At 75.6% G+C, this 12,186-nt stretch carries 7 protein-coding genes; 4 read left to right on the top strand and 3 right to left on the bottom strand.

Annotated features, from left to right (window positions below; genetic code table 11):
* The first annotated feature begins 45 nt into the window (after positions 1–45).
* Both O7627_RS05075 and O7627_RS05070 read left to right on the top strand, forming a co-directional pair.
* Positions 46–720: a hypothetical protein gene (locus O7627_RS05075; RefSeq protein WP_278092331.1), complete on the top strand. Its 675-nt coding sequence runs from the start codon at positions 46–48 to the stop codon at positions 718–720.
* Positions 721–940: 220 nt separating this feature from the next.
* On the top strand, positions 941–1,957 hold the full coding sequence (locus O7627_RS05070) for a hypothetical protein (RefSeq protein ID WP_278092330.1): 1,017 nt from the start codon (positions 941–943) through the stop codon (positions 1,955–1,957).
* Positions 1,958–1,972: 15 nt separating this feature from the next.
* On the opposite strand, the gene O7627_RS05065 is transcribed toward O7627_RS05070, so the two are convergent.
* The gene (locus tag O7627_RS05065) at positions 1,973–3,139 is read right to left on the bottom strand and encodes an acyl-CoA dehydrogenase family protein (RefSeq protein ID WP_278092329.1); all 1,167 of its coding nucleotides are present in this window, start codon (positions 3,137–3,139) and stop codon (positions 1,973–1,975) included.
* Positions 3,140–3,515: 376 nt separating this feature from the next.
* On the opposite strand from O7627_RS05065, the gene O7627_RS05060 reads away from it, so the two are divergent.
* Both O7627_RS05060 and O7627_RS05055 read left to right on the top strand, forming a co-directional pair.
* Positions 3,516–4,943 (top strand): UDP-glucose/GDP-mannose dehydrogenase family protein, encoded by a 1,428-nt coding sequence (locus tag O7627_RS05060; RefSeq protein WP_278092328.1) that lies wholly within the window; start codon positions 3,516–3,518, stop codon positions 4,941–4,943.
* 149 nt (positions 4,944–5,092) lie between these two features.
* Positions 5,093–10,423 carry a permease gene (locus O7627_RS05055; RefSeq protein ID WP_278092327.1) on the top strand — a complete coding sequence of 1,777 codons (5,331 nt, stop codon included), beginning with the start codon at positions 5,093–5,095 and terminating at the stop codon, positions 10,421–10,423.
* Positions 10,424–10,519: 96 nt separating this feature from the next.
* On the opposite strand, the gene purE is transcribed toward O7627_RS05055, so the two are convergent.
* Together purE and O7627_RS05045 are read right to left on the bottom strand one after the other, a co-directional pair.
* Positions 10,520–11,014 carry a 5-(carboxyamino)imidazole ribonucleotide mutase gene (gene purE / locus O7627_RS05050; protein ID WP_278092326.1) on the bottom strand — a complete coding sequence of 165 codons (495 nt, stop codon included), beginning with the start codon at positions 11,012–11,014 and terminating at the stop codon, positions 10,520–10,522.
* Positions 11,011–12,174, bottom strand: a complete 1,164-nt coding sequence (locus O7627_RS05045) for a 5-(carboxyamino)imidazole ribonucleotide synthase (protein WP_278092325.1) — start codon at positions 12,172–12,174, stop codon at positions 11,011–11,013. The genes purE and O7627_RS05045 overlap by 4 nt, the downstream gene beginning before the upstream one ends.
* Between the last annotated feature and the right edge of the window lie 12 nt (positions 12,175–12,186).

The following is a 12,186-nucleotide window of genomic DNA, read 5'->3' as shown; positions in this document are numbered from 1 at the left end:
GGGTGGCCGGTCGGTTATCCGCGCCGAAAACGGTACGGTGCGCGGATGCGACATCTCTGGAGCTTCCTCGCCGGAGTGGCGGTGGCGCCGCTGGCCTGGGTACTGATCGCCCTGGGTCAGGACGGGTCGAGCCGGACCGTCGACCGGTGGGCCGAGGTCGGCACCTACAACACCGCCAACCTGATCGAGCCGGCCGTCTACCTGGCGGTGATCGGCGTCCTGCTGGGCGTGCTGGGCACGCTGCGCTTCTCCCCGCTCGGTCCGGTCACCGCGGGCCTGCTGCTGGTCGGCCCGTACGTCGGCCACTTCGTCGACCCGTTCGCCGTCCAGGACGCGGTGCCGACCAACTGGAGCCTCTTCGGCGACCCGGTGCCGCTGCTGCTGCCGGTCGAGAACGGCACCCTCTTCCTGGTCGGGGCGGCGCTGCTGATGGCGGCGTTCAGCGTCCAGCGCTGGCGCCGCTGGCCGGTGGCCGCCCCGGGCCCGCTGCCGCCGCCGCCGATGGCCGGCACGGCGGACGACGAGCCCACCCGCACCGACCTCGACCCGCCCGGTCCGGGCCGCCCGGCCGACCCGGACACCGACCCGCCGACGCTCGGCTACCCCCGGCCGATGCCGCCGCCCCCGCCCGCGCCGGTGTCACCGGTACGGCGCGACGGCGAGTCGCCGTGGTCGGCCCCGCCCCGGGCGGGCAGCCGTCCGGACGGCGGCACCGACTGATCCTGATCCCACCGGGCGCCCTGATCCTCCCATCGGGGCGCCCTGATCCTTGCCACGCCTGCCCCGCCTGCCGTCCTGCCCCGCCTGCCGTCCTGCCCCGCCTGCCGTCCTGCCCCGCCTGCCGTCCTGCCGCGCCTGCCGTCCTGCCGCTGTGGAACCGCTGCCAGGGGTGGCCGGGGCGCGGTACCGTGCGCTGCACGCGCCCAGGATGGGAGGTCGGATGCGGCACCTCGGTTCGCTGCTGCTGTCGGTGATCCTGGCCCCGGTGATCTGGCTGCTGACCGGCTACGGACTCAGCGAGTACCTGCCGGACCGCGGCCGGGGTGACGACCTGCGGTGGGAGCTGGCGCTCGGTGGTGCCGCGCTGCTGGCCGCCGGGGTCTGCTACGCGCTGCTGATCCTGCCCCGGCTGTCGCCGGTCGGACCGGTCCTGGCCGGGCTCGCCTTCCTGGGGATGGTGGTCTGGTCCACGCTCGATCCGTACGGCAGCTACCTGAACACCGGTCTGGACGAGCTCCTCGGGATCGCCAACCCGCTGCCCTATCCCGCCGAGGGGTACGCGGCGCTGTTGGCCGTCCCGCTGCTGGCGACCATCTTCAGCCCGCGCCGCTGGCGGCGCTACGACCGGGTCCCCGCCCTGTACGCCGGCCAGCCGGCCCACCACGCCGAGCACCAGGCCGGGTTCCCGACCGGCAGCCCGCCGTTCCCGCCCCCCGACCCGTATGGCGCTCCCGCCCCGTATCCCGGTTCCGGGCCGTACCCGGCGGCACCCGGGTCCGGCGGATTTCCGGGGGTCGGCGGCCATCCGGGGGTCGGCGGCCATCCGGGGGGTCAGGCGTATCCGCCGCCCGGCGCCGGCCACCATCAGCCACCCGGGCCGTACCCGCCGGCCGGCCCGGGGCACCACCCGCTGGCGGCGACGCGGCCTGGACCGGCGTCCGACGAGGAGACGACCACCCGGCTCGGTCCGCTCGGCGGCAGCCGGCCGACGCCGGCGGACGACGCCGGCACCGACCGGACCATGGCCCTCGGCGAGGGCACCGACCGGACCGTGGCGCTGGGCGGTGGGGGCGCCGAGCGGCCGACCGAGGACCTGTCCGGGGACACCCGGCCGCTGACCGGCACCCCGCCGCCGCCGGCCGCGTACCCGCCGCCGGGGCACGCCACGCCGACCGCCCCGCCGGTCGACCCGGCGGCGCCACCCGACGATCCGGAAACCACCCGCCGGCTGACCTGAGGTAACGGGCCGGGCTCAGGCGTCCTTGAGTAGTTGGCGGGCCATCACGACCCGCTGGATCTGATTGGTGCCCTCGTAGATCTGGGTGATCTTGGCGTCCCGCATCATCCGCTCGACCGGGTAGTCGCGGGTGTAGCCGTACCCGCCGAGCAGTTGCACCGCGTCCGTGGTGATCTCCATCGCCGCGTCCGAGGCGAAGCACTTGGCCGCCGCGCCGTAGAAGGTCAGGTCGGCGTCGCCGCGCTCGGACCGGGCCGCGGCCGCGTACGTCAGTTGGCGGGCCGCCGCCAGCTTCATCCCCATGTCGGCGACCATGAACTGGATGCCCTGGAAGTCGGCGACCGGCTTGCCGAACTGCCGGCGCTGCCGGACGTAGTCGGTCGCGTAGTCGAACGCGCCCTGGGCGATGCCGAGCGCCTGCGCGGCGATGGTGACCCGGGTGTGGTCCAGGGTCCGCATCGCCGTGGCGAACCCGGTGCCCGGGGCGCCGATCATCCGGTCGGCCGGCACCCGGACGTTGTCGAGGTACACCTCGCGGGTCGGCGAGCCCTTGATGCCCAGCTTCTTCTCCGGCGCCCCGAAGCTCACCCCGGGGTCGGACTTCTCGACCACGAAGGCCGAGATGCCGCGGGACCGCGCGGTCGGGTCGGTCACCGCGAAGACGGTGTAGAACTCGGAGACCCCGGCGTTGGTGATCCACCGCTTGACCCCGTTGAGGATGTAGTGATCCCCATCACGCTCCGCCCGGGTGGTCATGGCCGCGGCGTCGCTGCCGGCGTCCGGCTCGGAGAGGCAGTACGAGAACATCGCCGCGCCCTCGGCCACCGGTGTCAGGTAGCGACGGTTGAGGTCGTCGGAGCCGCTGAGCAGCAGCGGCATGGTGCCCAGCTTGTTCACCGCCGGGATCAGCGAGGAGGCCGCGCAGGCCCGGGCCACCTCCTCGATCACGATCGCGGTGGCCAGCGCGTCCGCCCCGGCGCCGCCGTAGGAGACCGGGATGTGCGGGGCGTGGAAGTCGGCGGCGCGCAGCGCCTCGTACGACGGCTTGGGGAACTCCCCGGTCTCGTCCGCCTCGGCCGCGTTCGGCGCGACCCGGGCCGCGCAGACCTCCCGGACCGCGGCCCTGACCTCCTCGTACTCCTCGGGTAGCTGGTAGACGTCGAACGCCGGCTCCTGGCCCATCACGGCCCTCCCGTTGGTGTTTCCGCCCGTTGGTGTTCCGCATCCGCCACCAGCATCGTACCGGCCGGTAACTATTCATCGGAACCGCCCGCGACCATCGCGACGGGCCGGGACGTTGCACGATCGGCACACTTCCGGCACTCTGGTCCGGCCGGCAGGCGGGGTGAAGATGCCGACCTGCGCTCAGCCGCACCGGTCACCCGCGTAGGCTCAACCACCTGTCGTTGTCGGGAGTGACTAGGCCAGAAACCAGGCAGATGGACCCCGACCGGCACGCAGCACCTAACATGTCCACCGATAAGCCGGTGCCCGATCCACGGCACCGCACTCCCAACCGCGACGCGAAGCGCCGCCAGTGCGAGCGGAGAACACAGGCGTGACGATCCCGTATCCGACCACCCAGCCGACGCCGGCCATCGCCGCGGTGACCCCGCCGTCCGGCGCGGCCCGCCCCCGGCTCACCTTCCTCGGCACCGGCTACCTGGGCGCGACCTACGCCATCTGCTTCGCCGAACTGGGCTACGACGTGATCGGCTTCGACGTCGACGCGGAGAAGATCGCCAAGCTGGCCGGTGGCGAGGTCCCGTTCCACGAGGCGGGCCTGGACGAGCTGCTCAAGCGCAACCTGGCCGCCGGCCGGCTGCGGTTCAGCACCGACATGGCCGAGACCGCCGACTTCGGCGACGTGCACTTCATCTGCGTCGGCACCCCGCAGCGCGCCGACGGGATGGGCGCCGACCTCTCCTACGTCGAGGCTTCGGTGACCGGTCTGGCTCAGCACCTGACCCGTAAGGCGCTGATCGTGGGCAAGTCCACCGTGCCGGTCGGCACCGCCGAGTGGATCGAGCAGCTGGTCGGCAAGCACGCCCCCGCCGAGCTCGGGGTCGAGGTGGCCTGGAGCCCCGAGTTCCTGCAGGAGGGCTTCGCCGTCGAGGACGTGCTGCGCCCCAACCGGATCGTGGTGGGCGTCAAGACCGAGTGGGCGAACGGCATGCTCTACGCCGCCCACAAGGGCGTCTTCGACCTGGCCGCCACCGAGGACCGGGAGGTGCCGCTGGTCGTCACCGACTTCGCCACCGCCGAACTGGTCAAGGTCGCCGCGAACGCCTTCCTGGCCACCAAGATCTCCTTCATCAACGCGATGGCCGAGGTGTGCGAGGTCGCCGGCGGCGACGTCACCCAGCTCGCCCGGGCCATCGGGTACGACCCCCGGATCGGCAACCGCTTCCTGCAGGCCGGAGTCGGCTTCGGCGGCGGCTGCCTGCCGAAGGACATCCGCGCCTTCCAGGCCCGCGCCCAGGAGCTGGGCGCCGGTGAGGCGCTGCGCTTCCTGCACGAGGTCGACCTGATCAACCTGCGCCGCCGCAACCGGGTCCTGCAACTCGCCGCCGAACTGCTCGGCCGCCGCTACGGCCCGGCCGGCCCGGACCTCTCCGGCACCCGGGTCGCGGTGCTCGGCGCCACCTTCAAGCCCAACTCCGACGACGTCCGCGACGCGCCCTCGCTCGCGGTGGCCAACCTGCTCGCCAAGGCCGGCGCGGACGTCCGCGTCTACGACCCGGAGGGGATGGAGAACGCCCGCAAGGCGCAGCCGGACCTGACCTACGAGGCCAGCATGGTCGACGCCGCCCGCGACGCCGACCTGGTCTGCGTACTCACCGAGTGGGCCGACTTCCGCAACGCCGACCCGGTCGCCCTCGGCGAGATCGTCGCCGGGCGCAGGGTGGTCGACGGGCGCAACTGCCTCGACTCCGGTCTCTGGACCCAGGCCGGCTGGGAGTACCGCGGGATGGGCCGCCCCTGAGCCGTTTTCCGGCCTGATTCTGCCGAACGCCTGATTCTGCCGAAAACTGCCCGCGATCTCCCTCAGCCGGGGACTGTTCAAGTGTTGCCTCGTTTGGGCATGCTTCCCTTGAGTCCACAATGCCGGGCTCGGCGGCTGGAGGGGGTGCCATGAGTACGACCAAGTGCTCCTCGTGCGGCCGGACGATGTCCGCCGGACCACGCTGCCCGCGGTGCGGGGCCGAACAGACCGACTGGCAGGACGACCTGGCCCGGATCGAACGCTCGATCGCGGAGATGAAGGCCCGCGACGTCGCCATCGCCAAGGAGCAGAAGCAGATCGCGGCGAAGATGCAGGCCGCGCTCTTCCAGCGGGACATCCTGGCGCACGCGAACGAGCAGCGGCGCAAGCAGGCGACCAAACCCCGCCGGGTGCTGCGCCGCCGGGCCGGCCAACGGCCACCGACGGCGGGTGCCCCGGGAGCGACAACTCCCGGGGCACCGCCCGGCACGGCCCCACCGCGGGTGCCCCGACAGGGCAAGACCGGCGGCCCGGACCACCCCCCGGCGCCGCCGCCCGGCGACCCGGGTAACGGCACCACCGGGCCGGACCGGCCGCGCCGGTCGGACGAGGCCCGGCGGCCGGCCGGGACGGACCAGCCGGAGTGGCGGGCCGACGACGACTGGCAGCCCGACGAGGAGTGGCAGCCGGACCGCGACTGGCAGCCCGACGAGAGCTGGCGGCAGCCGCCCGGACCGGCCGCGCATCCACCGGAGGCCTCCTCCCGCGAGGTGCAGAACATCCTCCTCGGCCTCGGCGCGCTGCTGCTCGGCGTCGCGGCCGTGGTCTTCGCGGCCGTCGCGATCAGCTCACTCGGTGACCTCGGCCGGGTGTCGATCCTGGTCGCCGCCACCGCGTTGATGCTCGCCGGGGCACCGGTGGTCGCCCGCCGGGGGCTCACCTCCACCGCCGAGACGGTCGCCGCGGTCGGCCTGCTCCTGGTGCCGCTGACCGGGTACGCGGTCTGGACGGTCGACCGGGTCTGGTCCAGCGGTCTCTCCGGGGCCGTCTTCGGCGGCATCATCTGCCTGATAACTGTCGGCGTGGCGATCGCGTACGCGGGCGCCACCGGTCTGAACGCGCCCCGCTACGCCGCCGTGCTCGCCGCCCAGCCGGTCGTGCCGCTGCTCGCCTACGACTGGATCAGCGGGGCGACCGGCTGGACCGTGGTGCTCGCCGTGGTCGCCGCCCTGGACCTGTTCCTCGGCTGGCAGCTGGCCCAGGGCCGGCTGACGCCGCCGGCCCCGCTGGTCCCGCCGGCCCCCGCGCCGCCCGACCGCGCCGGAGCCACCGGCCGCCGCTTCCCGGGCTTCCGGGGCCCGGCGGCCGGCGCCGATCACGCCGTCGACCTCGACCTCGACGCACCGGCCACCGGCCGCGACCACCGCGCCGACCCCGACCCCGACCGCCATCCCGACCCGGACCGCCGCGCGGGCCGGGACCGACGCCCGGACGGGGTCGACCCCGACGGCGCGGAGCGGCCGGAGACGGCGCCGGAGGAGGCCGACGCCGTGGTCACCGTCGAACCCGGCCGGCCGGACCCGGTCGGGGTGGCCGCCCCGGCACCGACCCCCTGGCTGCGCGAGCTGATCGTGCTGCTGCACGGCATCACCGTGCTGGCCGCGCTCGGGTTCGCCGTCGTCGCGCTGCTGGCCGCCGCCACCGTGCCGGCCGCCGCCGGGGCCGGGCTGGCCATGCTGCTCGCCGCCGCGGTCGGCCTCGCCGGCGCGCTGGCGGTCCGCACCCCGCCGCTGCCGGACATCGCCGCCGGTGTCTTCACTCTGGCGGTGATCGGCGCGGCCGGCCGGGTCGCCGCGGTCGCCCTGCCCGGCCGGGCGCTGCTGCTGATCGCCGCCGTGATCGCGCTGGCCGGGCTCGGCGTACGCGCGGTCCCGGAGGCCGCCCGGCGCGGACCGCAACTCGCCTCCGCCGCCGCGCTGGTGGTGATCGGCATCGTGGTCTCCGGCGGTGCGCTGCGCGCCGCGTTCGCCCCGGTCCGGGCCGCCCTGCCGGTCTGGCACGCCGATCTGGTCGACCACCAGGCCACCCTCGCCGCCGCCGTCGGCCCGGCGGCCTGGCAGCTCGCCGCCACCACCTTCCTGCTCACCATCGCCGCCGTGCTCTCCCTGCCGGCCGAGATGCGACGCGAGTTCGCGGTGGCCGGCGCCGCGCTTACCGCGCTCGCGTTGCCGGCCTCGTTCGGCCTCGACTGGCGGGTCGCACCCTGGCCGCCGGTGCTGGCCGCGATCGGGATCGCCGCCGTCGGGCTGACCGCCCGGACCCGGCGGGCCGCGCTCGCCCACGCGATCGGCGCCGCGCTGGTCGGGCTGGCCGGGGCCGGCGCCTCGGCGGCGCGTCCCGGGCTCAACGCCGCGGTGCTCACCGCCCTCGCCGCGGCCGGCGTGCTGATCGCGCTCGCTCCCCGGCTGCTGCCCAGCCTGCCGGCCGACCCGACGATCCCCGACTGGGCGGCCGGTGGCGCCGCCTTCGCGCTGCCCGGCGCGGTGGCCGCGTTCGTCGCCTCTGCCCTGCCCTTCGACCCCACGCCGACCGCGAACAGCATCCGGGAGGCCACCGAGCCGGTGCTCGCCGCCGCCTTCCTCGCCGTCTGCGTGACCGTCTGCTACGCGGCCCTCCTACAGGTCTCGAAGCGCCACATCAGCCCGCCGCTCGCGGTCGGCACCGGCCTCGGGGCGCTCGCGGTGACCGCCGCCGCGTTCGGCGCGCCGGGCGCCACCTTCACCGACGTCTGGGTCGCGGCGATGCTGCTGGTGGCCGCGGCGCTGCTGTTCCTCGCGCCGTCGATCGACGCCGGCCGGCGTGCCGACCGGCTGCTCGACGGCTCGGACTTCGCCGCCGCCGCGGCGACCGCCGCGCTGGTGGCCACCCTCGCCCGGATCGCCACCATCCTGGTGCCGGGGGCTGAGATCGCCGCCGCCGCTTTCCTGATCATGGTGGTCGCGGTGGGTATCCGGACCATGCCGGCGGACTGGCGGCGCGGCCCGATCCTCGGCGCCGCCGTCAGCGGCGCCGTGGTCGCCGTGATCGCCGGCTGGACCGCCCTGAGTGGCGGGCTGCGGGTGCTGGCCACCCCCGGGCGGATCTGGGCGGCCGACCTGAACTCCTGGCCCGCCGGCCCGGCCGAGGGCGCCTGGCAGGCGCCGGTCGCGCTGGTGCTGCTCGCGATCGCCGCCGCGATCGTGCTGCCCCGCCCGTGGGGCTACGACGTGGCGGCCGTCTGCGTCGGGCTGGCCACCATCGGCACCCCCGCCGCGCTCGGCCTGCCCTGGTGGTCGCCGATCGTGGTCGGCGGCGCCGTCGCCACCGGGTACGGGGTGGCCTCGGTCGCCGCCGCCGATCCCCGTGCCGGGCTGGCCCGGGCCACCGTGGCCGCCGCAGTGGCACTGCACGCGGTCGGCGCCAGCCTGGTTCGGCCCTGGACCACCGCCGCCGCGCTCGCCGTGGTGACCCTGGTCGGCGTGGTCGTCGCCGGCCTGGCCCGGGTGCTGACCAACCTGGGTGCGGTGCCGACCGTAGGCGTCACCACCGCGGCGGAGCCGGCCGGCGAACCCGACTGGGCACCGCCGGCCGCCACCGGCCCGGAGCCGACCCCACTGCCGCCGCACCTGGCCCAGATCGGCGGGGCCGCCACCGGCGGGGCGCTGCTCGCCCTGCCCGGTGCGCTCGCCGCGTTCGCCGCCGAGCTGGGCTGGCCGGCCGAGGTGGTGCTCGGCAGCGCGCTGGCCGGCGCGAGCCTCGGCGTCGCCCTGCTGGCGGTGGCCCGCCGGCAGGTCCCGCAATACCTGGCGTACGGGACGGTCGGGGTGGTCGGCGGCGCGACCGGGACCGCGCTCGCCGCGCTCCCGACCGGCCTGCCCTGGGGCGTGTACGCGGCCGCTGCGGCGCTGCTCGGTGTGCTCGCCGAGCTGATCCGCTCGGCGACCCCGCCGCCCGGCGTCCGCGGCCCCGCGATCCGCCGCTGGCCGACGATGCTCGGCGGCGTCCGGCGGATGCCCGAGTCACCGCCCGGCGGCCGGTGGGCGGTGAACCCGGCCGTCGGGGCGATGGCCGCCGCCGCCCTGCCGACCGTGCTCGCCGTGGCGGCCGTGGCGCCCGCGCTGGTCGCCGCGCTCGTCGACCCGTACCGCACGCTCGGCCGGATCTGGCAGGGGCCGCCGGCCGCCCTGATCGAACCGCCGGCCGAGACCGTCAGCGGCTCGAACGTGCTGACCGCGCTGCTGCTCACCGTCGCCGCCGCGCTCGCCGCGACCGGCTTCAGCGGCGGCCGGCCGGCCCGCGCCGTACCGGTGGTGCTGCCCGGCGCCGCGATCACCCTGCTGATCGCCCCGACCTCGCTCGGGCTGGGCTGGCCGACCAGCACCATGGCGGCGCTCAGCGTCTTCACCCTCGCCATGCTCGGGCTGGCCCTCACCCCGCCGCCGCCGGCCGTCGAGCGGGCCCGGTCGCTGCGGACCGCCCGGGTGCTGGTCTTCGCGATCGGCCTCGCGGCGGGCGGCGCCGGCCTGGCCGGCAGCCTGGCGACCCGGCCGCTCACGCTCTTCACCCTCGGCGGGGCGGTCGGCGTCGGTGCGGTGGCCGCGCTCGCCGGCCGGAGCCAGGCGGCCCGGATCCTCGGCTGGCTGTTCGCCTCGATCATGGCGCAGCTCCTGGTGCTGACCACCGGCCTGGTCGTCGGGCTGGCCCCGGTCTGGTCCGCGTTCGGTGTGTTGGCGGTCGGGGCGGTGCTGCTGCTCGGGTCGGCCACGCTGCCCCGGCTGCGGCATCCGGAGGCGGGCCGCGAGGCGGCCACCGTCGAGTGGAGCGGGTACGCGGCGGCGCTCATCGCCGCCGCGCTGGCCTACGACTCGCCCCGGCACATCGCCGCGCTGCTGGCCGCCTGGGGCGCGGTGCTCGGAGTGGCGGCGACCCGGCGCGGTCGCGGCCCGGTCGAACGGCGCACCATGTTCTGGCTGGCGGTGGCCTGCGAGATCAGCGCCTGGTGGCTGCTGATGCGGGTCGCCGACGTGGCGCTGCCGGAGGCGTACACGCTGCCGTTCGCGGCGCTGGCGCTGCTGGTCGGGGTGTTGGAGCTGCGCCACCGGCCGGATCTGAGCAGCTGGGTGGCGTACGGGCCGGCGCTGGTGGCGGCGCTGCTGCCCACCCTGGTGATCGTGGTGCTCGGCGACGGCGGCAACGTGCGTCAGGTGCTGCTGCTGCTCGGCGGGGTGGCCACCCTGATCGTCGGTTCCAACTGGCAGCAGCAGGCGCCGGTGATCATCGGCTCGGTGGTCACGGTGATCGCCACGCTCACCCTGCTCACCGCGTTCGGGCCGTGGCTGGTGCTGATCCCGGTCGGCCTGGTGCTGCTGCTGCTCGGTGCCAGCAACGAGAGCCGCCGCCGCACCCAGGAGTGGAACCGGGCGGTCCGCAGCATGCGCTGAGCCGCCCGGGCTCAACCGCCCGGCGGCGCCGGTCCCGGTCAGGCTGGCCGTCGCGCCAGGGCCGCAGCGTCGCGCCCGGTCAGCGCACCGCGCCGGTCAGGTCAGGGTGGCGCGCAGCGCCTTGTCCTTCTCGGCGACCAGGTCCGCCAGCGCGGCCTGGAAGGCCGACATCCGGTCCCGCAGGGCCGGATCGCTGGCGGCGAGAATCCGCACGGCGAGCAGTCCGGCGTTGCGGGCGCCGCCGATCGACACGGTCGCCACCGGCACCCCGGCGGGCATCTGCACGATGGAGAGCAGCGAATCCATCCCGTCCAGGTGTTTCAGCGGCACCGGGACGCCGATCACCGGCAGCGGGGTGGCCGAGGCGACCATGCCCGGCAGGTGCGCGGCGCCGCCGGCCCCGGCGATGATCACCTGCAGGCCGCGGTCGGCGGCGGTCTGCGCGTACCCGATCATTTTGGTCGGGGTGCGGTGCGCCGAGACGACGCCGACCTCGTAGCCCACCTCGAACTCGTCGAGCGCCTCGGCCGCCGCCCGCATGGTCGGCCAGTCCGAGTCGCTCCCCATGATCACGCCGACCTGGGCGGTCATCTGCCCTCCCGCAGCCACCGGGCCGAGCGGACCGCCCGGTCCCGTACCGATGCCAGGTCGTCACCGAGCACCGTGACGTGCCCGATCTTGCGGCCGGGCCGGACCTGCTTGCCGTACAGGTGCACCTTGGCGCCCGGCTCCTCGGCGAACAGGTGGTGCAGCCGCTCGTCGATGGACATCCCGCCGTCGGCGCCGCCGAGCACGTTCGCCATCACCACGGCCGGCGCGGTGAGCGAGGTGTCGCCCATCGGGTAGTCGAGCACCGCCCGCAGGTGCTGCTCGAACTGGGAGGTCCGCGCCCCCTCGATCGTCCAGTGCCCGGAGTTGTGCGGCCGCATCGCCAACTCGTTGACGACCAGCCCGCCGTCGTCGGTGGTCTCGAACAGCTCCACCGCCAGCAGGCCGACCACGCCGAGCTCGGTGGCGAGGTCGATGGCGAGCCGCTGCGCGCGCAGCGCCAGCTCCTCGGCCAGCGCCGGCGCCGGCGCCAGCACCTCCACGCAGATCCCGTCCCGCTGCACGGTCTCCACCACCGGGTACGCGGCGACCTGCCCGAACGGCGAGCGGGCCACCTGCACCGCCAGCTCGCGGCGCAGCGGCACCGCCTCCTCCACGATCAGCGGGGTGCCCCCGGCCAGCAGGGTGGTCACCTGCTCGGTGGCCGGACCGGGCCCGGCGACGAACCAGACGCCGCGGCCGTCGTAGCCGCCCCGGGCGGCCTTCACCACCACCGGCCAGCCCACCTCGGCACCGAACGCGCAGACGTCGGCCGGTTCGGTGACCGGCCGCCACCGGGGCACCGGCGCGCCGAGGGCCGCCAGCCTCTCCCGCATCGCCCGCTTGTCCTGGGCGTACCGCAGCGCGTCCGGCCCGGGATACAGGGCGACCCCGTCGGCGGCGAGCGCGCGCAGGTGACCGGCCGGCACGTGCTCGTGGTCGAAGGTGACCACGTCGCAGCCCTTCGCGAACATCCGCAGGGCGGCCAGGTCGGTGTGCTCGCCGTACCGGACGTCGGCGGCGACCAGCGCGGCCCCGTCCTCCGGGGTGAGCGCCAGCACGCGCAGCGACTGGCCGAGGGCGATCGCGGCCTGGTGGGTCATCCGGGCCAACTGCCCGCCCCCCACCATGCCGACAACGGGCAGACCGGTACGGCTATCCATGACGGCGACAGC

Origin of the sequence: Solwaraspora sp. WMMD1047, from assembly GCF_029626155.1 — a bacterium.
Classification (GTDB): Bacteria; Actinomycetota; Actinomycetes; order Mycobacteriales; family Micromonosporaceae; genus WMMD1047.
This window is presented reverse-complemented; position numbering and strand designations above follow the sequence as displayed.

Coding starts and splice junctions, on each gene's coding strand:
- O7627_RS05070 (WP_278092330.1), top strand. CDS start 941: ATGCGGCACCTCGGTTCGCTGCTGCTGTCGGTGATCCTGGCCCCGGTG.
- O7627_RS05075 (WP_278092331.1), top strand. CDS start 46: ATGCGACATCTCTGGAGCTTCCTCGCCGGAGTGGCGGTGGCGCCGCTG.
- O7627_RS05045 (WP_278092325.1), bottom strand. CDS start 12,174: ATGGATAGCCGTACCGGTCTGCCCGTTGTCGGCATGGTGGGGGGCGGG.
- O7627_RS05065 (WP_278092329.1), bottom strand. CDS start 3,139: ATGGGCCAGGAGCCGGCGTTCGACGTCTACCAGCTACCCGAGGAGTAC.
- purE (WP_278092326.1), bottom strand. CDS start 11,014: ATGACCGCCCAGGTCGGCGTGATCATGGGGAGCGACTCGGACTGGCCG.
- O7627_RS05055 (WP_278092327.1), top strand. CDS start 5,093: ATGAGTACGACCAAGTGCTCCTCGTGCGGCCGGACGATGTCCGCCGGA.